The organism is Streptomyces sp. NPDC031210 (assembly GCF_055570395.1).
The window spans coordinates 24,565-45,731 of the sequence record NZ_JBVIHH010000025.1 but is presented as its reverse complement, the minus strand read 5'-3'; the positions used below and the strand labels follow the sequence as shown (position 1 = coordinate 45,731).

The following is a 21,167-nucleotide window of genomic DNA, read 5'->3' as shown; positions in this document are numbered from 1 at the left end:
GCTCGCTCCTTCGGTGTGGTGCGGTGCGGCGGCGGCCGGTGGGGCGGGGCGCGCGGCCGGGCCGGCCCGCGCGGCCCGGTCATCGGCCGTTCCCGTCCGCCGCGCCGGGCGCCGCCATCTCGTCGAAGCGGAGGTTGAGCGCCGCCACGCACCGGTCGTACTTCTCGCGCAGTTCCTCGGTGCTGTCCCCGCCGGTGAAGATGTGGGCGATCTCGTGGCTGTAGCTGTCCTGCTGGGGCATCTCCGACAGCCGTTGCCCTTCCTCGGGCACCACCTCGACGCGGACGCCCGGGATCTGGCGTTCGATCCGCTCGATGTCCTCGCCGTCGGGGACGCCGCGCACCACGCCGTCGGCGAACCACCGGTAGTACCACTTGGCGGCCGTCCGGTACGGTCCGGCGCCCCGGGGCAGGCTGGGGTCCTCGCCGAGGGCGAGGCGGAGCATGCAGTGGTGGTTGGGCACGCCGTCGACGAACTCGAAGAGTTCGGCGTGCGACTGCGAATGCCGGGGGTTGATCTCCAGCAGGTTGATCTCGTCGGTCCGCGGGTCGTAGAAGTACTCGATGCTGAACGTCGCGGAGTCCATGCCGATCTGCCGCATCACCCGTTCGGAGACGTCGTGCAGCCGCCGCACCACGGGTGTCGGGAGGGTGGAGGGGTACTGGTGGCGCAGGAAGGACGACGAGTCGGGATAGTTGACGGAGTCCAGTACGCCGTAGACGGTGACCCGGCCTTCGTGGACGTATCCCTCGACCGCCACCTGAAGACCCGTCAGCGCTTCCTCCGCCAGGCACACCTCGCCGCCGATGCCCGCCATCTCCGGCGGCAGCTCCAGCTCGTCGAGGATGGAGGTGAAGGGCCGGCCGATCCGGCCGATGCCGGCGCGGATCTCGGTGACCGCCGCGCGGAACTCCTCCTCGTCCTCGACCCCGAAGGCCAGTTCCGAGGAGTACGACAGGGCGGGCTTGAGCCACATCGGGAAGGGCACTCCGTCGGGCGGCCGCGGGTCGTCGGCCTCCAGGTCGACTCGCCCGAAGCGCGGGTGTTCGTCGATGACCTTTCGCTGCTCCAGCCGGCTCCAGTACTTGTGCTCGCACTTGACGACGGATTCCAGGCTGGTGCTGGTGGTGCCGTAGCGCCGGCTCAGCAGCGGGATGAGGGTGCTGACGGGGAAGTCCCAGTAGCCCACGATGGCGTCGACGGTGCCGTCGAACGCGTCCAGTTCGCTCTGCGCCTTCTCCCGCAGCGTTTCCACCGACACCTCGCCGACCTGGAGTTCCTCGACGGTCAGCAGGGGGTGGAAGCGGTAGTCGTGGGCGCCGGGTACGCCGTGCAGCGTGGGCAGGTTCGCCTCGTCGAGGCCGAGGACGAAGATGTTCTTCTCGGTCACCTGGTCTCCTTCCGTCCCGTCCGGGTGGCTCGCGTACCCGGCGCCCCGCCGCTCAATCCGGCCGGGTCAGCAGGCGCTGGGTGCGGTGGAGCACGCCGGTCGCGGCCAGGGGGTGCAGGGCCGCGCGGGCCGCGTTGGCGCCGCAGGCACCGTGGACGCCGCCGCCCGGGTGCGCGCCGGCCGAGGCGAGGTAGAGGCCCTTGACGGGCGTCTCCGGGCGCCCGGTGCCGGGCAGGGGCCGGAAGAAAAACTGCTGGTGGAGGGCGGTGGTGCCGCCGTTGAGGGCGCCGCCGCGCAGGTTGGCGTTCTCGGCCTGGAACGTCGGCGGGGCGAGGATGCGGCGGGCCCGGACGCGGGAGCGGAAGCCGGGCGCGTAGCGCTCCACCTGGCGCTCGATACGGTCCGCCATCGCCTCCTGCTCGCCCTTGCGCCACTCCCCCGTCAGGCCGTCGTCGCCCGCGTCGCCGCGCACGACCTGCGGGACGTGGGTGTAGGCCCAGGCCGACTCGGTGCCGGCCGGTGAGCGGGAGGCGTCCGCGGTGGTCATCTGGCCGAACAGCGCGAACGGCCGGTCGGGAACCCGCCCGGCGGCGATCTGCGCGGCGAACCGGGTGAGGTCGTCGACCCCGTCGGCCAGGTGGAGGGTGCCGGCGGTGGCGGCGTCCGCGGCGGTCCAGGGCACGGTGCCGTCCAGCGCCCAGTCGACCTTGAAGGTGGCGAAGTCCCACTGGAAGCGGCGCAGATCGGCGAGCAACCGGCCGGGCAGGTGCCGGGCGTCGACCAGTTCGCCGTAGAGCGCCGGCACGCTGACGTCGGCCAGCACCGCCCGGCGCGCCGGGACCGTCTCGCCGTCCGCGGTGCGCACCGCCACGGCGCGGCCCGCCCGCACCACGATCTCCACCGCCCGCGCACCGCACCGCAGTGCGCCGCCGCGCCGCTCCAGGCGCCGCACCAGGGCGGCGGTGAGCGCGCCCGCGCCGCCGACCGGCACGGGAAAGCCGTGGTGCTGGCCGAGCATGGACAGCAGCCAGCCGAACCCGCCGCTGCCCGCGGCCTCCGGGGCGAGGTCGGCGTGGAGGGCGTTGCCGGCGAGCAGGAGGCGGCCGGCCTCGGCGCGGAACTCCTCCTCGCCCAGGCGGCGTACGGGCAGCAGCATCGTGCGGGCCAGGCGCAGGCCGCCCGCGCCGCGCAGCCGGGCGAGCAGCCGGGCGCCGGCCCGCAGTGGCGGGAAGGGGGTGAACAGGGCGGCCAGGATGTCGGGGCCGACCCGGTCCCAGACGCGGCACAGGTCCTGCCAGGCCGCGCCGTCGCCGGCGGCGAAGGCGTCCAGGCCGCGGGCGGTGTCGGGGGCGTGGCGCTCCAGCACCGCGCATCTGCCGTCCGGCAGGGGGTGGGCGAGGACGCGGGGCGCGTGGCTCCAGCGCAGGCCCTCGTCCTGGAGGCGCAGAGCGGCGATGACGGGGGAGGCGGCGGCGAGCGGATAGAAGGAGCTGCACACGTCGCTGACGTAGTCGGGGTGGACGCCTCGGTCGCTGCGGACGGCGCCGCCCGGTTCCGCGGCGGCTTCCAGGACTTCCACGCTCCAGCCGGCGTCGGCCAGCAGGTTGGCCGCGACCAGGCCGTTGGGGCCCGCGCCGATCACCACCGCGTCCGGCATCGCTGACTCCTGTTCGCCCCGGCCGCGCTCCGGCGGGCGCCGGTCGGACGTGGGGACGGGTCGTGGGCGGTCAGGACGGTGCGCCGGAACGCTCCGGGCTGTCCTGGACCACTCTGGCCAGCCGGCCGAGCATGCTGCGGTGGCGCAACTGGATCAGGGCGTCCAGGACGGCGTTGTGCAGCAGTCCGCCGGCTCCGGTCAGGGGGTGTTCGTCGAAGATGACCAGGCTGTGGTCGCCCCACGGCCGGATTTCCATGGCGATCCGGGCCGTGCCCAGGGGCCCGCTGTCGATTTCCAGTTCGAGTTCGCGCGGTGGTTCGCTGCGCCGGACGATGGTCCGGCCGGTCACCGTCCAGGGCCCCAGGCGCACGTCGTACGTGAGGGTGGCGCCCACCTCGGGCCAGTTGCCCGCCTCGTGCCGCGAGTCCTTGGTGCCGACGACCCAGTCGGCGTACCGGGAGCCGTCGGCGAGGATCTCCCAGACGGTCTCCGGAGACCTCGTGATGAGCTGATGCCGCACGGCCATGAGCGTCCTCCTCCACCGCGCCTCGGGAACGCGCGCCGGCGTCCGGAAGCCAGCCTAGGGCGACTCGCCGTACCCGGCCCGCCCGGCGAGCGGGTGCCGCGCCCGCGGTGGTCGGGGAGCCGCCTCCGGCCGGTCAGGAAGCCGCGCCGGTTCGGCGTTACGTTGAATGCATGGCCGCACAGCTACCTCTGCTGGGGCGTACCGCGGTGGTCACCGGCGCCGCCCGCGGGTTGGGCGAGGGCTTGGCCGTGGGCCTCGTACGGCGGGGTGCCAGGGTCGCGCTGCTCGGTCTGGAGGAGCGCGAGCTGGCGCGGGTCGCGGCGGCGCTGCCGGACGACACCGCCGCCCATTGGTTGGTCGACGTCACCGACGAAGCCGCGATGGCGCGGACCGCCGTTCGGGTGGAGCGACGGCTCGGGCCGCCGTCGGTGCTGGTGGCCAACGCCGGGGTGGCGGCCGGCGGTCCCTTCCTCGACGGCGATCCGGCGATCTGGCGGCGGGTGGTGGAGACCAACCTGATCGGCAGTGCGATCACCGTCCGGGTCTTCCTGCCCTGCCTGCTGCGGACCGGGGGCTACTACCTCCAGGTGGCCTCGCTGGCGGCGCTCGCGCCGGCGCCGATGATGACGGCGTACTGCGCGTCCAAGGCGGGGGTGGAGGCGTTCGCCCACGCCGTGCGGGCCGAGGTGGCCCATCGCGGGGTGGCGGTGGGCGTCGCCTACCTCGGCTGGACCGACACGGACATGGTCCGGGACGCCGACCACCACGCGGCGCTCGGTGAGCTGCGGGCGCGGATGCCCTGGCCCGCGTCGAAGACGTACCAGGTGGAGGCGGTGGTCGACAGTCTGGTCCACGGGATCGAGCGGCGGGCACCCGCCGTGTACGCGCAGCCCTGGCTGCGCGGCGCGCTGGCCCTGCGGGCGGCCCTGCCCGGGCTCGTCGCCCGGCGGGCGCGCCGCGAGCTGGGGCGACTCGCCGACCGCGCCGCCTTCGCGCCGACCGGGCTGCTGGGCGCGGGCGGCCGGGCGGCCGAGGAGGCGTCGGGGCGCGCTCCGGGAGAGGGATACGGCTACGGAAACGGACGACGCGACGGAAACGGACGACGCGGCCGAAACGGCGACGGCGACGGCGACGGCGACGACTGAGCGTGCCGCCGGTCGTTCAGCTCGCCGCTCCGGTGTCCTTCGCCGCGTCGGTGTCCTTCGCCGCGTCGGCGCCCGGTGGCCTCCTGCGGCCCCGGTGGCTGGTGTCGCACCAGGGGAAGATCTTGCTGCGGCGGCACATGCACAGGGCCACCGTCGGGCGGTCCGAGCGGGCGGTGCCGCCGTCCGGGAGGACCACCTCGACGGGTCCCTCGATGAGCAGCGGCCCGCCCGGCTCCTGGCTGACCCGTCGCGCGGCACGGCACGCGGGCGCGCCGCCGTCCGCCGCGCCTGCTCCCGGGGCGGCGGTCTCAGGCCGGTCGTCGCGCACGGATCACCACCAGCTCCTCCTTGTCCTGGCCGGGAGCGAGCAGCCCCCGGTCCCGCAGCCAGGCCGCGCGGCCGCGTACCACCGGCCCGAAGGGAACGAGCCGCCGGTCGGTGACGGCCGCTTCCAGGCCCGCCGCGGACAGCAGTTCCAGTGTCGTACCGGGGCCGCTCAGCACGGAGTGGACCAGCAGCAGGACGCCACCGGGGCGCAGCAGGGTGGGTGCCTGGGCGCAGAGCCGGTCCAGTACCGCCCGGCCGTCCGTCCCGGCGTCCCAGGCGCGGGTGGGCCCGCCACGCGGCAGTCCGGGGCGGGGCGAGGGCACATAGGGCGGGTTCGCCATGATCAGGTCGAAGCGCCGGCCCGCCACCGGCGCGAACAGCTCCCCGCGGTAGGCGCGGACGGTGCGGCCGTGCCCGGCCAGCCAGGCATTGAGCCGGGTGGTGAACACCGCCGCGCGCGAGACGTCGACCGCGGCGACGTGGCCCGCCCCGGCCCGTGCGGCGGCGACGGCGAGCGCGCCGCTTCCCGTACCGACGTCGAGCACCGAGGCGTCCGCCGGGAGGGTCTCCCGGCCCAGGGCCGCCACCAGCGCGTCGGTGTCCCCCTGGGGTGCGTAGACCCCTGGGGGCCTGAGGAAGTATGCGCACCGCGCATGGCTCCGGCGGCCCCGCCGCGCACGTCCGGTCAGATGTCCCTCGGTTCCAGGGGGGTGTTGGCCGGGCCCTGGACCACCGTGCCGTCCGGCGCGAAGCGCGAGCCGTGGCAGGGGCATTCCCATGTCTTCTCTCCCGGGTTGAAGGCGACCAGGCAGCCCATGTGGGTGCAGCGTGCCGATACCGCGTGCGCCGTGCCGGTCTCGTCGCGGTAGACGGCGCAGCGTCTGCCCCGCACCCGGACCACCGCGCCGGTCCCGGGGGCGATTTCGGCGATGGAGTCGGCGTGCGTGGCGCGCAGCCGGTCGCCGAGGAAGTGCTGGGCCACTTCCGCCTGGTGTTTGAGGAACGCGGGCGCCTCTCGGACCGCGCTCCACAGCCGGCGGGGGTCGTACAGCCCCGCCCATGGCGGCGGGTCGCCGGTGATCAGGCCGGTCAGGAGCCGTCCGGCCATCACTCCCCCGCTCATGCCCCAGCCGCCGAACCCGGTGGCGACGTAGGTGTGGCGCGCGCCGGGGTGGAAGGGGCCGACCAGGGGCACGGTGTCGGTCGGGACGTTGTCCTGGGTCGCCCAGCGGTAGGTCACCTCCGTCCCGGGAAAAGCCTGATGGGCCCAGGCCGTCAGCCGTTCGAAGCCTTCGCGGGCGTCGCGGGTGCCCGGCTTGAAGGTCTCCCCGGTGACGATCAGCAGCCGCTGCCCCTCGCCGTGCGGCGCGGTGCGTACGGATCGTTTGCCCTCCTCCTCGGTGATGTACATGCCGCCCGGGTCGCGGTCGGCCGCCAGGGGCGCCGCCACCACCAGTTCGCGGCGGGGCGAGAGCCGGGTGAAGAGCAGCGCCCGGTCGAAGACCGGGTAGTGGGTGGCGACGACGACGTCCTGGGAGGTGACGACCGGCCCGGGCTCGGTCTCCACGCGGCACGGTGTGCCTTCGGTCAGGCCGGTGGCGCGGGTGCGCTCGTGGATGACGCCGCCCTGCGCCCGGAAGTCCTCGGCCAGGGCGAGCAGGTACTTGCGCGGGTGGAACTGGGCCTGGTCCTCGACGCGCACCGCGCCGGCCACGGGAAAGGGCAGCCCGGTGTCGGTGACGTAGGAGGCGGGCAGTCCGGCTTCCGCGGCCGCCTCGGCCTCCGCGCGCAGGGTGCTCACGCCCGAGGCGGCGCAGCCGAAGGTGAAGGCGGGGAAGCGTTCGAGGTCGCAGTCGATGTCCAGGAGGTCGGTGATCTCGACGACGCGTTCGACGGCTTCCTGCTGGGATCGGGCGTAGGCCCGCGCGCCGTCGGTGCCGCGGGTCCGGCGCAGCCGCTCGTAGACCAGGGTGTGCAGCGCGGAGACCTTGGCGGTGGTGTAGCCGGTGACGCCGGCGGCGATCCGGTCCGCTTCGAGGAGGGCCACGCGCCGGCCGGCGCGCGCCAGCTCCCATGCGGTGCTCAGGCCCGCGATGCCCCCGCCGATCACCGTGACGTCGACTTCGAGGTCTTCGGTGAGCGGCGGGTAGGACGTGCTGCCCGTCGTGGCCATCCAGTACGACTCGTCGCTTCGGGGTGGGGAGGAAGAATGCGCCATACGCTCACGGGTGCCCCGAAGATCGCCGGCGAAGCGCGAACGGGCCGCGTCTCCCCCGGTAGGACGTAGCCCTGGTGGCGGCTGCCCGCCAGGTGGGGCGCCGGAAGGATTGAGGTGGTGCGGGCAGGGCACCCGGTGCCTGGCCCGCGGACGGAAGCGGACGGATCCCGGACAGAGGGAATCAGGAGGCTCCCATGGCAGAGCAGGACCCCGGACTGCAGAACCCCGTGACCAAGCACCCCCAGCCGGAACTCCCCGAGCAGGACCAGCCGCACCCCGGCTGGACCGGGCCGATGGACCCGCCGCCCGATCACGGCGAGGACAGCTACGTGGGACACGGCCTGCTGGCCGACCGCAAGGCGCTGCTCACCGGCGGCGATTCCGGGATCGGGCGGGCGGTCGCGCTGGCCTTCGCGCGGGAGGGCGCCGATGTGGTGTTCACCCATCTGGACGCGGAGGAGGACGAGGCCCGCGAGACGTCGCGGCTGATCGAGGAGGCGGGCCGCAAGGCCGTCGCCGTCTCCTGCGACATCCGTGACGAGGACCAGTGCCGGGCGCTGGTGGAGCGGGCCGTCACCGAGCTGGGGCGGATCGACATCCTCGTGAACAACGCCGCCTATCAGATGTCCCAGCCGGACGGTATCGGCGCGATCTCCACGGAACAGTTCGACCGGGTGATGCGGACGAACCTGTACGGGATGTTCTGGCTGTCGAAGATGGCGCTGCCTCATATGCCCAAGGGCGGCTGCGTCATCAACTCCACCTCGGTCCAGGCGTACAAGCCGAGTCCGCATCTGCTCGACTACGCCATGACCAAGGGCGCCATCGTCACCTTCACCCAGGGACTGGCGCAGATGGTGGCCGGTGACGGTATCCGCGTCAACGCGGTCGCTCCCGGGCCGGTGTGGACGCCGCTGATTCCCGCGACGATGCCGGAGACGGCGAAGTTCGGCAAGCAGGCTCCGCTGGGCCGCCCGGCGCAGCCGGCGGAAATGGCCCCGGCCTACGTGTTCCTGGCGTCGCAACAGGCGAGCTACATCACCGCGGAGATCGTCAACGCGACGGGCGGCACGCCACTGCCGTGACGGCGCGGCCCGGCGGCCGCGGTGTTCGGCCGGCAGTTCAGCCGGTCGGGGCGGCGGCGTCCTCGTCGCCGCCCCGCGGCGTGAGCACGTCGAGCAGGAGCTTGGTCTCCACCAGCAGACCGCCGCTCACCGCGGCCGCCGTTCCGGTCTGCCGGCGGAAGTCGGCGGCGAGGCCGTCGTAGAGGTTCCAGGCTTCCTTCCGGGCGCTCTCGCGGCGGTCCCGGTCGTCCTGGGCGGCCCCGCCGGGCTCGGCCACCCCACCGACGGCCTCGCACAGTCGCGCCGTCCGCTCGGCGAGGTCGGCGTAGCGGGTGAGGAAGGCCGTGCCGGGCGCGGAGAGGCGGGCGCGCTCGCCGGCCGTGCTCGCCAGGGTGCGGGTGATGGCGGTGAGGTGGGCGACGGTGCGTTCCCACAGGGCGTCGGCTTCCTGCGGCGGTGGCGGTACGGCCGTGCGGCGCAGGCGCCGGCCGGGGTTGAAGCGGGAGCTCTCGGCGGTCCAGCGGCGGGCGTCGGCGAGGGCGAGCAGGACCTGGTCCAGGCGCCGGGCGCGGTCGTGCCAGCCCGCGGCGTCGGCGTCGCTCCACTCCTGGCGCAACCCGTCGGCGAGGGCGTACAGGAGACCGGCGCTCTCCCGTGAGAGGCGCCGCAACTGGTCGTGCACGTTGCGCAGATGCACCGGCGGCAGGACGAGCGCGTTGACGGCGACACCGATCACCGCGCCGATCAGCGTCTCCAGGAGGCGGTGGCCGACCTCGACCAGGGAGTAGGCGCCGTAGGTGATGACGAACAGGGCGGTGGTGGCGCCGTAGATGCCCTGGGTGCCGAATCGGCGGTAGGTGCCGAGGAGGGCGGTCACCGGCAGGGCGACGAGCATGGCGCCCAGGGCCCTGCCGCCGGTCAGGGCCATCGCCCCGGACGCCCACAGGGCACCGGCCATGATCACCGCGAGTTGCTGGAGTCCGGCGCGCAGCGAGCGGTAGACGGTGACGTCGACCAGCGCGAGCGCGGTCCACGGCGCCATGATTGCCAGCGGTGCCTTGAGCCACCAGCCCGTCAGCGCCCAGGCGGCGATCGCCGCACCGGCGGCCTTGAGCGACTGCGTCATCGTGTCCCGTTCGGGGCCCGGTCGCCGCACCGCGGCGTGCGCCGTACGGCCCACCGCGGACAGTTCCCAGCCGAGCCACCGCCACCCGGCCACCAGCCGCTGTGAGACCACCGATCGCCCTTCCGACGGATGTGTTCCGGCATGTGTCCGCCGCGCCCCCCTTGTGGGACGCGGCGTGCGGCGAGTACCCGCGGTGGCCGCCCCTACTCCCCGGCCCGCGCGGACGGCCGGCGGGTCGGCGTTCGGTCTCCGCCGATTGCACACACCACCCCTTGCGTGGCAATCTGCGTCATATAGAGCATTTCTCGCATTTCCCCCACATCTCCGCATGTCGGCCTTCTGTCCGCATGCGCATCGAAGACTTCTCACCCGTCAGCAGGAGGATTCCCATGCGCAGTTCCCGCCGCGACCTGCCGTACTCGTACACGCCGACGGGAGCCGTGGTCGTCCGCCCGGCCGCGGTCGGCTGCGCCGAGGCCGCCGAGGTACGCGACCAACTGCTCATCCTCCTCAACCGCGGGGCACCGGGACTCGTGGTGGATCTCCGCGCGGGCGCGCCGGTGTGCGCGTGCTGCGGGGCACCGGCGCTGGTACGGGCGCACCGGCGCGCCCGGGCGCTGGGCGCGCCGTTCGAGGTGCTGGTCGCGGGCGAGGCGGTCGCCACCCGGTTGCGGGCCCATTGCCGCGACAGCCGGGAGCCGATGCCGGTCCGCGCGTCCGTGGCGGCGGCCTCGACCGGGGCGGCGAAGGAGGTGGCCGCGGCATGATCCTGCGCGCTGTCGGCCGCCGGCTGCACTCCTGGCTGATCCGTACCTCGACGCTGATCCGCGCCTCGGCCGCGCTGCCGGCCGGGCGCAAGTCACCCCGACGGACGTAACCCGGGCCCGGACCTGGTTCGGTCCGCGTTCAGGGACCGGTCAGCCCAACGCCCCGGCCGCCACCCGCAGGTCCGACACCAAGCCCTCGTAGGCGGCCTCCCGCTCCTCGGAGCGCAGGATCGCGGACGGGTGAAGGGTGGGGAGGACGAGCCCGTGGCCGCCGTCCGAGGCGCCACGGGCGCCGGCCATGCCGTCCGCGGGCAGCGGGATGAGGGTGCCACGGTCCTGGGTGACCCGGAACGACGGTCCCAGCAGCGCCTTGCCCGCGGTCGCGCCGAGCGCCACCACCACCTCCGGGTCGACCAGCCGCAACTCGGCGGCCAGCCAGGGCCGGCAGGCGGTCATCTCCCGCAGGCTCGGCGCCTTGTGGATCCGGCGCTTGCCGCGCGCCTGGGCGGTGAACTTGAAGTGCTTGACGGCGTTGGTGAAGTACGCCTCGTCCTCGTCAAGTCCCGCGTCCCGCAGGGCTTTTCGCAACAGCCGTCCGGCCGGACCGACGAACGGCTCGCCCTGGCGGTCTTCTTGGTCGCCCGGTTGCTCGCCGACCAGCGCGAGCCGCGCCGACACGCTCCCGGAGCCGAAGACGGTCTGCGAGGCATCCTGGAACAGCGGGCACCCCTGGCAGTCCGCGGCCGCCCGCCGATACGCCGCGAGGCCGCCGCTGCGGGGCAGGTACGGACTCGCGTCGTACTGCTGCCCGGCGGCCGCGGCCTCGGTGTCGCTTCCGGTCATCGCCGTCCCTTCCTCGGTCGTTCACCGCTCCTCGCCACGGGCGCCGTCCGGTGAGTCGTCGCCGTCCGGTGGGCGGTCGCCGGTCCGCTCGGCGCGGACCCGCGCCACCGTCTCGTCGCGTTCGCCGGGCTGCCGATGCGTCAGCTCCGCCTTGAACGCGTTCGTCGAGGACACCCGGTGACCCCAGCTCTCACCCGCTTCCGTCTCGAACCCGCCGAGGTTCTTCGGGGAGAGGGTGGGGCCGAACGTCAGGCGTTCGCCTCGGCGGCCGGCTTCTTCGTACAGCTCGACCGTGAAGGGGCTCAGGTTCACCAGCGACTCCGCGGTGTGGTCGAAGCCGTACGCCCGAAGGTCCTCGACCGGCTCGTCGGCGATCAGCACCCGCCGCTGTTCGGCACCGGCCTCGTTGAAGCCGGCGCCTTCGTAGAGCGCGTAGAACCCGGTCGGGCAGGCAGTGACACCCGTTCCCTCGGTGACCTTCACCGTCATGGCGTACCTCCTCGCCGGCAGCGGCGCACTCGGGCATCGTCTTCTCCTCCGCTCCCGCTCGTACCCGACGGTCACCCCTCGACCCGCCTCCGAGTTCCCGTGGCCTTCGCCCCGAAACCCGGGGAAGCGCACCGGATGCAACTAAGAATGTGCGTTTTGCGGATGAATGTCAGGATACAGAGGTGGAATCGCGTCGTCCGGTCTCCGGGCGGCGCGCGACGTGAGGTTCAACCGTCAACGTTCAACGCCGGCGTCTTCCGCCGGCGTCACCTCAACTGACCGCAGACACCTGGAGGAACCCATGGCCGACTCCAATCCGATCGAGCTGCAGAAGGCGCTCAAGGGCGCGCACTACCCGGCGCGCAAGAAGGATCTGGTCGACTGCGCCCGGAGCAACAAGGCGGACAACGGGCTGGTGGAGAAGATCGCCGACCTTCCCAAGGACAACTTCGACGGACCCAGCGACGTGGAGAAGGCCGTCTTCCGGGGCAAGTAGCCGCGGCGCGGGGCGGCGCCACGCGCCGCCCCCTCTCCCGGCCGCCGCTCTCCTCACGCCTTGCCGTGCAGGCGGCGGACGCCGGTCGGCAGCAGCCGCGCGGCGTGCAGGAACCAGGCGTGCAGCCGCCGGTGGACCACCCGGAGAATCATGCGGCCTCCCGCTCGGACACCGCCTCGGACACCGCCGGGAACGGTTCCTGGCTGGTCTGCCACGCCCGCTCCAGCGGCAGGCGCACCACCGCGCCGCTGGGAGCGACGACTTCGAAGGCCACCCCGAGGGCGCGCGCCCGCCGGTAGGCCCGCACCAGCGCGGGCGCGCCACAGCACGGACACACCGCGTCGCAGGCGCTGAGATCCACCACGAGGGCGCTCGCGCCACGGTTCAGCAGGATCAGCAGTTGCTCGCGCACCGAGGCCGCCTCGGCGCAGTCCAGGATCGCCGGGCGCACGATGACCGTTCCCGAGGGCGTGCGCGTGGCCGGCAGGTTCTGGCGTCGGGTGTGCATGTCGCTCTCCTCCCGGCCCGCTGACCGGACCGCGCCCCCTGGATCGCTCAACGCTGTGCGGACGAAGGCTCATGGCAACGCGCTCGGTCCGCGACAGGACGCGCTTCGTTCGCGGTGATCGGCGGCGAACGGAGAGGCTCCCGCTCGGGGCGGAGGCCGCCTTCGATTAGTGCCCTGTCCGTTGCCCGGCAAAACGACTCGATCGCCCGTCGTGCGCCGGTGCGCCCCCAGGGGCGCACCACCGGCGTGCGCAGCGCGATCGCACCCTCCGTCCAGGGGCGCCCGGAGGTTTGTCGGCCCGTGGATCGGTGACCCGCCCAGGGAACGCCGTACGTCGCGCCCGCGCCGGTCCGCGAGCCGGGGCGGGGCGCGGCCCGCCTATGGACGGAGGACAGTCCCGTGAGTGATGCGAAGACCGAGCGCGCGGACGCGGCGAAGCTTCCGGAGGGTGACGTGGTGGGCATCCTGCTCCAGCAGCACGCCCACATCCGTGAGCTGTTCGCCGACGTCAAGGGCGCGCGAGGCGATCTCAAGAAGAAGATGTTCGACGAACTGCGGGCGGTACTGGCGGTGCACGAGACGGCCGAGGAAATGGTTCTGCGGCCGACCGCGAAGAAGGCCGCCGGCGAGGCGGAAGTGGAAGCCCGTAATCACGAGGAGGAAGAGGCCAACAAGGTGCTCTCCGAACTCGAGAAGATGGATGTCGGCAGCCCCGAATTCGACGCCATGCTGTCCGACTTCGAGAATGCCGTGATCGACCACGCGGAGCACGAGGAACAGGAGGAGTTTCCCGCCGTGCTCCAGGGCTGTGACGAGGAGACCCGCCGGCGTATGGGCAGCACGCTGGTGAGCGCGGAGAAGGCGGCGCCCACCCATCCGCACCCCGCGGTCGCCGGCTCACCCGCCGCCCAGTGGGCCGGGGGTCCGTTCGCGGCGCTGGTGGACCGCGCGAAGGACGCGCTGCGGTCGGGTCGGCAGGAGTAGCGCGAGCCGCCGGGCGCGCTCAGACGCGAAGAGCGGCGCGTGGCGCGTGGCGCGTATGACGAAGCGGGGGGGGGGGGGGGGGGGGGGGGGGGGAGGGGGGGGTGGGGGGGGGGGGGGGGGGGGGGGGGGGGGGGGGGGGGGGGGGGGGGAGGGGGGGGGGGGGTTCCCCCCCCCCCCCCCCCCCCCCCCGCTCGGCGTGCCGGAAGGTCGGGGCGAGGGACGCCCCCGGGTCAGGCCGCGGCCTGGTAGGGCACCGCCGCCGGGGCCGGGGCCGTCCACGCCGGGCGGCGGCGGGAGCGCAGCGCGCCGCCCGCGCCGATCGCGCCCGCGATGATCACTCCGCCGACCACCAGGGCGCCGCGGGCACCGGCCAGCTCCATCAGGAGACCCAGCAGCGGCGGGCCGACCAGGCCCCACCCGGTGCTGGCGCTGCGCCATACGCCCAGGACCCGGCCGCGCATCTCCGCCGGCGGGTCGGTCTGGAGGACCGTCGTGCCGGCGGTGTCGGAGACCGACTCCACGACGGCCATCGGCAGCACCAGGATCAGCAGGACGATGAGCGAGGGCGAGAAGCCCGCGAAGATCTGGAGCACGGCGCCGGCGGCGGCCAGCGCGCCGACGAGCTTGACGGAGGGGCTGCGCAGCCGCGCGGCGAGGATCGCGCCGAGGATGCCGCCGGCGGCGAGGACGGAGGAGACCGTGCCGAACGCGCCGGCGCCCGCGCCGAGCGGTCCGGTGACCAGGACGGCCAGGGTCAGGCCGTAGTTGCGGCCGAAGACGGCGCTCAGTCCGGTGATCGCGGCCAGGGCCACCAGGCGGGGCCGGCGGAAGAAGAACTTCATTCCGTCGCGGGCGCTCATGCCGGTCTCGGGCACCGGCGCGGTCGCGGGGCCGGCCGCCGGGGCGGGGTCTCCGGAGGGGGCGCGCAGGGCGGCGCTGACCGGGCGGAGGAAGGGGATGACCGCCGCGACGAAGAGGAAGGACAGACCGTTGGCGGCGTAGGCGGCGCCGGTGCCGAGGAAGCCCACGGCCAGGCCCGCCAGGGCGGTGCCGCCGAGCCGTCCCACGCTGTGCACCAGGGAGCCGACCGCGATGGCGGAGGGCACGTCCTTGGTGGGTACCAGGTCGTTGCCCAGCAGGGCGCAGGCGGGTCCGTCCACGGTGGCGATGAGGCCGGTGACGCCGGCCAGGGCCAGCAGCAGCCCGTAATTGAGCTGGTCGAAGGCCACCAGGGCGGCGGTGGTGAAGGCGATCACGCCGAGGACGGCCTGGCTGACCGCGGCGGTGACCTTGCGGGGCCAGCGGTCGACGGCCGCGCCGCCCGCCAGGCCCATGAGCAGGCCGGGGGCCGCCTGGACGGACAGGGACAGGCCGGTGGCCGCGGCGGAGCCGGTGATCTGGAGCACCAGCAGGTTCTGCACGGTGAGCTGCATCCACGTGCCGGCGTTGGACACCAGGTTGGCGACCGACCACCAGCGCATGCTGCGGTAGCGCAGCGAACGCCACGGAGCGTGGTCGGCGTGCGGGTCGGCGGGGCGGCGCCGGCTCAGGAGGTGCCGGCCGAGGCCGCGCGGACGGCGGGGGGCCGGGGGGTGCTCGCCGGTGGACTCGGCGGAGGTCGCCTGGGCAGGCATGCGGGCAGGGGCGAGGGCAGGAGAAGACACGGCTCGGAGACTTCGTGAAGAGCCCAGCAGGCTCGGGAAGCGGGTCGGCGGGCGCGGGCGGCACATCTGTGTGCGAGGCGGCCACGCCGAGACGGTCAGTGCTGGGCACCCGGCGAACCTCGGTGAAGAAGCCCTTCAGGCACAGCGATGTCACATCTTCACAGATCTCCGCGGCCGGGCAGAAGTGGCTGACGCCCGCGGGCGGCCCCGCGGGGCCGTCGGCAGGCGTCAGAACTCGCCGGATCCCTTGTGCCGCAAGGGATCCGGCGAGTGCGTGGGGTTGCTCACAGGGATGATCGACAAGGGCCGGCGGCCGTGACGCACGCCGCATGGCGGGACCTTTGGCGTGACCCACGCCGCACCGCCGGCCGGGCGCTCAGGGCTCGCGGCGGTCCTCCTCGTCGACGACGTGGACGGCCGCTTCCTCCGCCGAGGCCGCGCCGCCGTCGATGCCGACATCGCGCGCGATCGTGTCGTCGGCGCGGCGCGGGAAGCCCTCGTCGGCGCCGACGATCCGGCCGGCCCGGGCGTCGGCGAGCTGGTCGTCCACGGGTTCGCCGGCCGCCGGTTCCTCGCCCGCCGGGCCGGCGGGCGGCGGCTCGACGTCGGCCACCTCTTCGTACAGCCGCTCGTCCAGGCTCTCGCCGCGGCGCTGTTCCCGGGCGGTGACACCGTCGTTGACGCCGTAGGGCTTCTCCGGCGGGGAGTAGCCCTCGTCCAGCGTCTGGTCCAGGTCCCGTTCGTCGAGCGCGTTCTCCAGGTCCGGTCCCTGGGAGGTGTCCTGTTCGTCCCGGGTGGTGTCGGGCTGGTAGACCGCGTCACCCATGGCTTCGTCGGACATGCCTCACGTCCCTTCCCTCGGGCTGTGCGTCGGTACGAGGAGGCGCCGCGCGCTCAGCGGGCCTGGCGGGTGCGCCGCTCGTTGGCCTTGCGGATCGCCTCCAGCAGCTCGGGCTTGTCCATGGCCGACCGCCCCTCGATGTCCAGTCGCCGGGCGACTTCGTAGAGGTGCTTCTTGGTGGCCTGTTCGTCGACGCCTTCGCCGCTTCGGCCGCCCTGCTGGCGGGGCCGGGCGCCCAGGGGGTCCGACGGGCCTTTCCGGCCGCCTTCCTTGCGCTCCCAGTGGTCGCCGACCTTCTCGTACTTGTGCTTGAGCGCCGCGAAGGCGACCCGGTGGGACCGTTCGCCCTCGCCGTAGCTCTCCACAGCGGAGTCGTGTGCCTTGATCCATGTGCGCTGCGCGTCACGCGGTGAGCGCTCCAGTGTGGAGGGCAGCTCCTGCCGTCCCGGCATCGCGATCACCTCCGTATTTCTCTGTTCCTACGGCTTCCCGGCGAGGGGATCACAAAACGGCCGAAAACCGTTTCTCCGCGCTGGTCGGCGGCCGCGTTCTTGCGCCGGGCGAGTCGCATCGGCCGGGCATCGGGGCGAATCCCCGCTCCGCGTGACGTTTCTCCCCGCCGCCAGGGGTCACTTGCAGGGGCACGGGTTTCTCGACCGAAAGGACAGCGATGGTGGACCCCAAGCAGGAGCAGCGCGCGGCATTCCGCGCGGCCGACCCGGCCGGAGGCCCGCTCACCACCGATCAGGGCGTCACCGTCGACCACACCGACGACTCCCTGCGGGCCGGTGAACGCGGCCCCACGCTGATGGAGGACTTCCACTTCCGGGAGAAGATCACCCGCTTCGACCATGAGCGCATCCCCGAGCGGGTGGTGCACGCGCGCGGTGCCGGCGCCTACGGCTACTTCCAGCCGTATGAGTCCTGCGCCGAGTTCACCCGCGCGGCGTTCCTTCAGGACCCCTCGGTGCGCACCCCGGTCTTCGTGCGGTTCTCGACCGTCCAGGGGCCGCGCGGTTCGGCGGACACCGTACGGGACGTGCGCGGCTTCGCGACGAAGTTCTACACGTCGGAGGGCAATTACGACCTGGTCGGCAACAACTTCCCGGTCTTCTTCATCCAGGACGGCATCAAGTTCCCGGACTTCGTGCACGCGGTGAAGATGGAGCCGCACAACGAGATCCCCACCGGCGCGTCGGCGCACGACACGCTGTGGGACTTCGTGTCCCTGCAGCCCGAGACACTGCACACGATCATGTGGCTGATGTCGGACCGGGCCCTCCCCCGCAGCTACCGCATGATGCAGGGCTTCGGGGTGCACACCTTCCGCTTCGTCAACGCCCAGGGCCGCGGCACGTTCGTGAAGTTCCACTGGAAGCCGAAGCTCGGGGTGCACTCGCTGGTCTGGGACGAGGCCCAGGAGACGCAGGGCCGCGACCCCGACTTCAACCGCCGCGACCTGTGGGACACCATCGAGGCCGGCGAGTACCCGGAGTGGGAGCTGGGGGTGCAGCTCGTGCCCGAGGAGGACGAGCACGCCTTCGACTTCGACCTGCTGGACCCCACCAAGATCATCCCGGAGGAGCGGGTGCCGGTGCGGCCCCTCGGCAGGATGGTGCTCAACCGCAACCCCGACAACTTCTTCGCCGAGACCGAGCAGGTCGCCTTCCACACCGCGAACGTCGTGCCCGGCATCGACTTCACCAACGACCCGCTCCTCCAGGCCCGCAACTTCTCCTATCTCGACACCCAGCTCATCCGTCTGGGCGGTCCCAACTTCGCGCAGATCCCGGTGAACCGGCCGGTGGCGCCGGTCCGCAACAACCAGCGGGACGGCTACCACCAGGGCCGGATCCACCAGGGCACCAGCTACTCGCCGAACTCGCTCGGTGGCGGCTGCCCGGCGCTGGCCGACGCCGACGCGCCCGCCTTCCGGCACCTGACCGAGCGGGTGGACGGGCGCAAGATCCGCAAGCGCAGCCCCAGCTTCGACGACCACTACACCCAGGCGGCGATGTTCTGGCGCAGCATGTCCGACTGGGAGCGGCAGCACATCGTGGAGGCGTTCCGGTTCGAGCTCGGCAAGGTGGGCGCGAAGGAGGTCCGCGCGCGTACGGTCGAGCAGTTGGCGCTGGTGGCGCACGATCTGGCCGTCGCGGTCGCGGAGGGCGTCGGCGTCCCCCGGCCGCCGGAGCGGACCACTCCGCGGCCCGAGCCGTCGCCGGCCCTGAGCATCGAGAACGTGAAGGGCGACGGTGCCATCGCCACCCGGCAGGTGGCGGTGCTGGTCTCCGACGGGGTGCGCGCGGACCAGGTGAGCGCGGTCCGCGAGACGCTGACCGGCCAGGGCGCCCGCGTCGAGACGATCGCCCCCCGGGACGGCGAGGTCACCGCCGCGGACGGGGAGAGCTTCGGGGTGGACCGGGCGCTGCCGACGGTCGCTTCGGTGCTGTACGACGCGGTGCTGCTGCCGCACGGCGGACTGGACTCGGGTGACGCGGTGGCCGATGACGCCGCGCTGCGATTCGTGCTGGACGCCTACCGGCACGGCAAGCCGATCGGCGCGCTGGGCGGGAGCGTGGAGCGGCTCGCCGCGCTGCTGCCACGGGATCTGCGCCTGGCCGACGGCGGTCCGCTCTCCGACCGGGGCGTGGTGACCGACCGGGCGGACGGCGTACCCGGCGAGGACTTCGCGCGTGCCTTCTCCCAGGCGATCGGCGGCCACCGGCATTGGGACCGGCCACCGCTGCGGCGCTGAGGCGGACGGCCCGGCCGCACTGTCGAGGAACGGCCGGGCCGGGGAAGCGGCACGGAGAGAGGCCGGCCCCCGCGGGGGCGTGGGGGACGCGTCGTCGCGCGCCGTGCCCGGCGGCGGCTGCCGCCCGCCGGGCACGCACACACGTGGCCGGTCACAAGTCGCGGGGTGTGGGGACCGCCCGCACATTGAAGGCAGACATCCGCGCCGCTCGCCGCTGCCCCCCAAGAGCCGGTCCCCGGACCCGGGCTCGGAGCACGACACAGGCACGCATTGGAGGCACCGTATGACCTCGGCCCGCCCCAGCTTCACCGCATCGCTCGACGGCGACGCGCGCCCCCAGGTTCTGGTCCTGCGGGCGCTCGGCCTCGGCGACCTGCTGACGGCCGTACCGGCGTTGCGCGCGCTGCGCACCGCCTATCCGGATCACGAACTCGTGCTCGCGGCGCCGGGCAGGCTCGCCGACGCCGCCGGGGCGACGGGAGTCATCGACCGGCTGCTGCCGACCTCGGCGCCCGGCCGGGACGTCCCGCGGACCCTGGACTGGACCGGTCCGCCCCCGGCCGTCGCCGTGGACCTGCACGGCAACGGCCCCGCCAGCCACGGCCTGCTCCAGGCCCTGCGCCCGGTCCGGTTCCTGGCGTACGCGCATCCCGGCATGCCGGAGATCTCCGGGCCCGACTGGCGTGAGGACGAGCACGAACGCGACCGCTGGTGCCGACTGCTGGCCTGGTACGGCGTCCCGGCCGACCCCACGGACCTGCTGATCGACGCGCCCGAGCCGCCCTCCCCCGCGCCCGGCGCCGTCGTCATCCATCCCGGTGCGGACGCCGCGGCCCGGCGGTGGCCGCCCGAGCGGTTCGCGGCGGTGGCCAACGCCCTGCACTGCGCGGGGCATCGGGTCGTCGTGACCGCGGGGTGCGGGGAGGGGCCGCTGGCCCGGCGGGTGGCCGCACAGGCGGGCCTGCCCGCGTCCGCCGTGCTGGGCGGCGCCTCGGATCTGCCGTTCCCCGAGCTGGCGGCGCTCGTCGCGCACGCCCGGGCGGTGATCGTCGGCGACACCGGTCTGGGGCATCTGGCCAGCGCCCTGGGCACGCCGTCGGTGGTGCTGTTCGGGCCGGTGGCGCCCCGGCTGTGGGGCCCGCCCAACCTGCCCCGGCACCGCGCGCTGTGGCATCCCGACCCCATCGACCGCCCGCGCCCCGGGGACGCCCACGGCGACCGGCCGGACGACCGGCTGCTGCGCATCACGGCGGCGGAGGTGCTGACCGCGGTGGCGCAACTGCCCGAGCCGGAGCGGGCGACCGCCGCACCGGGCGCCGATGCCGTGAGCGTGTCGTGAGGCGCGCTTCGGGCCCGGTGGCGATACCGGCCGGGCCGGGACGCGAGCGGTGACCGGGCCGCCCCGTGTCCTGCTCACCGGCTGGTTCAGCTTTCTGCACGGCGAGGTGACGGCGGGCGACATGCTCGCGGCGCAGGCGGTGCAGTGTGCCCTGGCAGACGCCGGGTACGCGCATGACACGGCGTGGTCGCCGGTGTTCCGGCCGGACGGGCTGCGGTTGGGCGACGCCGATCCGGCGCGCTACACCCATGTGCTGTTCGCGTGCGGGCCGGTGCATTCCCGGCGGCCGCCGGACGGCGGGCCGAGTCCGCTGCTGGCGCTGCACGACCGGTACGCGCGGTGCCGCCGGATCGCGGTGGGTGTGTCGGTGCCGGACGCGTCCGATCCGGCCGCGCGCCGGTTCCACGAGGTGCATCCGCGTGACGCGGCCGGGGTGGCGGGCGGCTCGGCGGATCTGAGCCTGCGCGCGCCTCCGTCGGAACAACTGCCTTTGGTCGGAGTCATTTTGACGGAAGGTCAGCACGAGTACGGGGCGCGCCGGCGGCACGGTGCGGTCTCCCGGGCCCTGACGGAATGGCTCGCCGGCGCGGCGGTGGCGCGGCTCGCCCTGGACACCCGGCTGGACACCCGCGACTGGCGGCTGCCGGCGACCCCCGACGAGCTGCACGCCACGCTCGGCCGGCTCGACGCGGTGGTGACCACCCGGCTGCACGGCCTGGTCCTCGCCCTGCGGGCCGGCACCCCGGCGCTCGCGGTGGACCCGGTGGAGGGCGGGGCGAAGGTCGGCGCCCAGGCGGCCGCGCTGGGCTGGCCCGCCGTCCTGCGCTGCGAGGACGTCACTCCGGCGGAGCTCGACCGGCGACTCGCCTGGTGCCTGTCGGACGAGGGGCGGCGGGGGGGGGGGGGGCGGGCCCCCCCCCCCCCCCCCCCCGCAGCCCCCCCCCCCCCCCCTCGTGGGCCCGGGGCGTCCGGCCGGCTAACATCCCCTTACGACCCAGCCAATACACCCACTGGTGAAGCCCCCC

21 protein-coding genes are annotated in these 21,167 nt (G+C 74.1%); 8 read left to right on the top strand and 13 right to left on the bottom strand.

Going from position 1 to position 21,167, the window contains the following annotated elements:
- Nucleotides 1-79: 79 nt before the first annotated feature.
- The 3 genes from ACZ45Z_RS31430 to ACZ45Z_RS31420 form a co-directional block, all read right to left on the bottom strand.
- Complete coding sequence (locus tag ACZ45Z_RS31430; protein ID WP_468369705.1) at nucleotides 80-1,390, bottom strand: ATP-grasp domain-containing protein; 1,311 nt, start codon at nucleotides 1,388-1,390, stop codon at nucleotides 80-82.
- 52 nt (nucleotides 1,391-1,442) lie between these two features.
- Nucleotides 1,443-3,047, bottom strand: coding sequence for a phytoene desaturase family protein (locus ACZ45Z_RS31425; protein WP_468369702.1), 1,605 nt, complete (start codon nucleotides 3,045-3,047; stop codon nucleotides 1,443-1,445).
- Between the two features lie 70 nt (nucleotides 3,048-3,117).
- On the bottom strand, nucleotides 3,118-3,573 hold the full coding sequence (locus tag ACZ45Z_RS31420; protein WP_468369699.1) for an SRPBCC family protein: 456 nt from the start codon (nucleotides 3,571-3,573) through the stop codon (nucleotides 3,118-3,120).
- Nucleotides 3,574-3,743: 170 nt separating this feature from the next.
- On the opposite strand from ACZ45Z_RS31420, the gene ACZ45Z_RS31415 reads away from it, so the two are divergent.
- Nucleotides 3,744-4,718 (top strand): SDR family oxidoreductase, encoded by a 975-nt coding sequence (locus tag ACZ45Z_RS31415; RefSeq protein WP_468369697.1) that lies wholly within the window; start codon nucleotides 3,744-3,746, stop codon nucleotides 4,716-4,718.
- Between the two features lie 16 nt (nucleotides 4,719-4,734).
- Here the strand turns inward: ACZ45Z_RS31415 and ACZ45Z_RS31410 are convergent, their stop codons facing one another.
- The 3 genes from ACZ45Z_RS31410 to ACZ45Z_RS31400 are packed head-to-tail and all read right to left on the bottom strand — an operon-like array spanning nucleotide 4,735 to nucleotide 7,263.
- Nucleotides 4,735-5,046 (bottom strand): CDGSH iron-sulfur domain-containing protein, encoded by a 312-nt coding sequence (locus tag ACZ45Z_RS31410; protein WP_468369694.1) that lies wholly within the window; start codon nucleotides 5,044-5,046, stop codon nucleotides 4,735-4,737.
- Complete coding sequence (locus tag ACZ45Z_RS31405; protein WP_468369774.1) at nucleotides 5,027-5,818, bottom strand: HemK2/MTQ2 family protein methyltransferase; 792 nt, start codon at nucleotides 5,816-5,818, stop codon at nucleotides 5,027-5,029. Before ACZ45Z_RS31405 ends, ACZ45Z_RS31410 begins: the two co-directional genes overlap by 20 nt.
- A complete protein-coding gene (locus ACZ45Z_RS31400; protein ID WP_468369691.1) occupies nucleotides 5,731-7,263 on the bottom strand; it encodes an FAD-dependent oxidoreductase in 1,533 nt (510 codons plus the stop codon). The genes ACZ45Z_RS31405 and ACZ45Z_RS31400 overlap by 88 nt, the downstream gene beginning before the upstream one ends.
- Before the next feature lie 194 nt (nucleotides 7,264-7,457).
- On the opposite strand from ACZ45Z_RS31400, the gene ACZ45Z_RS31395 reads away from it, so the two are divergent.
- Complete coding sequence (locus ACZ45Z_RS31395) at nucleotides 7,458-8,348, top strand: SDR family oxidoreductase (RefSeq protein ID WP_468369689.1); 891 nt, start codon at nucleotides 7,458-7,460, stop codon at nucleotides 8,346-8,348.
- Nucleotides 8,349-8,385: 37 nt separating this feature from the next.
- Here ACZ45Z_RS31395 and ACZ45Z_RS31390 read toward each other — a convergent pair whose 3' ends face one another.
- Complete coding sequence (locus ACZ45Z_RS31390; RefSeq protein WP_468369686.1) at nucleotides 8,386-9,564, bottom strand: FUSC family protein; 1,179 nt, start codon at nucleotides 9,562-9,564, stop codon at nucleotides 8,386-8,388.
- A gap of 278 nt (nucleotides 9,565-9,842) precedes the next feature.
- Between ACZ45Z_RS31390 and ACZ45Z_RS31385 the strand changes: the two genes are divergently transcribed.
- Nucleotides 9,843-10,220: an STAS domain-containing protein gene (locus ACZ45Z_RS31385; RefSeq protein WP_468369683.1), complete on the top strand. Its 378-nt coding sequence runs from the start codon at nucleotides 9,843-9,845 to the stop codon at nucleotides 10,218-10,220.
- Between the two features lie 150 nt (nucleotides 10,221-10,370).
- On the opposite strand, the gene ACZ45Z_RS31380 is transcribed toward ACZ45Z_RS31385, so the two are convergent.
- Together ACZ45Z_RS31380 and ACZ45Z_RS31375 are read right to left on the bottom strand one after the other, a co-directional pair.
- Nucleotides 10,371-11,063 (bottom strand): UdgX family uracil-DNA binding protein, encoded by a 693-nt coding sequence (locus ACZ45Z_RS31380; RefSeq protein WP_468369680.1) that lies wholly within the window; start codon nucleotides 11,061-11,063, stop codon nucleotides 10,371-10,373.
- Between the two features lie 21 nt (nucleotides 11,064-11,084).
- A complete protein-coding gene (locus ACZ45Z_RS31375; protein ID WP_468369677.1) occupies nucleotides 11,085-11,552 on the bottom strand; it encodes a peptidase inhibitor family I36 protein in 468 nt (155 codons plus the stop codon).
- Nucleotides 11,553-11,853: 301 nt separating this feature from the next.
- Between ACZ45Z_RS31375 and ACZ45Z_RS31370 the strand changes: the two genes are divergently transcribed.
- Nucleotides 11,854-12,048: a DUF2795 domain-containing protein gene (locus ACZ45Z_RS31370; protein ID WP_468369674.1), complete on the top strand. Its 195-nt coding sequence runs from the start codon at nucleotides 11,854-11,856 to the stop codon at nucleotides 12,046-12,048.
- Nucleotides 12,049-12,196: 148 nt separating this feature from the next.
- Here ACZ45Z_RS31370 and ACZ45Z_RS31365 read toward each other — a convergent pair whose 3' ends face one another.
- Nucleotides 12,197-12,556: an STAS domain-containing protein gene (locus tag ACZ45Z_RS31365; protein WP_468369672.1), complete on the bottom strand. Its 360-nt coding sequence runs from the start codon at nucleotides 12,554-12,556 to the stop codon at nucleotides 12,197-12,199.
- Between the two features lie 399 nt (nucleotides 12,557-12,955).
- Here ACZ45Z_RS31365 and ACZ45Z_RS31360 point away from each other — a divergent pair, with 399 nt between their 5' ends.
- Nucleotides 12,956-13,540, top strand: coding sequence for a hemerythrin domain-containing protein (locus ACZ45Z_RS31360; protein ID WP_468369669.1), 585 nt, complete (start codon nucleotides 12,956-12,958; stop codon nucleotides 13,538-13,540).
- 230 nt (nucleotides 13,541-13,770) lie between these two features.
- Here ACZ45Z_RS31360 and ACZ45Z_RS31355 read toward each other — a convergent pair whose 3' ends face one another.
- The 3 genes from ACZ45Z_RS31355 to ACZ45Z_RS31345 form a co-directional block, all read right to left on the bottom strand.
- A complete protein-coding gene (locus tag ACZ45Z_RS31355) occupies nucleotides 13,771-15,021 on the bottom strand; it encodes an MFS transporter (RefSeq protein WP_468369772.1) in 1,251 nt (416 codons plus the stop codon).
- 559 nt (nucleotides 15,022-15,580) lie between these two features.
- Nucleotides 15,581-16,045, bottom strand: coding sequence for a DUF5709 domain-containing protein (locus tag ACZ45Z_RS31350; protein WP_468369666.1), 465 nt, complete (start codon nucleotides 16,043-16,045; stop codon nucleotides 15,581-15,583).
- Between the two features lie 53 nt (nucleotides 16,046-16,098).
- Nucleotides 16,099-16,497 carry a ChaB family protein gene (locus ACZ45Z_RS31345; RefSeq protein ID WP_468369663.1) on the bottom strand — a complete coding sequence of 133 codons (399 nt, stop codon included), beginning with the start codon at nucleotides 16,495-16,497 and terminating at the stop codon, nucleotides 16,099-16,101.
- Nucleotides 16,498-16,715: 218 nt separating this feature from the next.
- On the opposite strand from ACZ45Z_RS31345, the gene ACZ45Z_RS31340 reads away from it, so the two are divergent.
- From ACZ45Z_RS31340 to ACZ45Z_RS31330, 3 genes are all read left to right on the top strand, one after another.
- Nucleotides 16,716-18,803: a catalase gene (locus tag ACZ45Z_RS31340; RefSeq protein ID WP_468369661.1), complete on the top strand. Its 2,088-nt coding sequence runs from the start codon at nucleotides 16,716-16,718 to the stop codon at nucleotides 18,801-18,803.
- Between the two features lie 283 nt (nucleotides 18,804-19,086).
- Complete coding sequence (locus ACZ45Z_RS31335) at nucleotides 19,087-20,142, top strand: glycosyltransferase family 9 protein (RefSeq protein WP_468369658.1); 1,056 nt, start codon at nucleotides 19,087-19,089, stop codon at nucleotides 20,140-20,142.
- Nucleotides 20,143-20,191: 49 nt separating this feature from the next.
- Nucleotides 20,192-21,167: polysaccharide pyruvyl transferase family protein (locus ACZ45Z_RS31330; RefSeq protein ID WP_468369655.1), on the top strand; the 976-nt coding region annotated here is incomplete at its 3' end.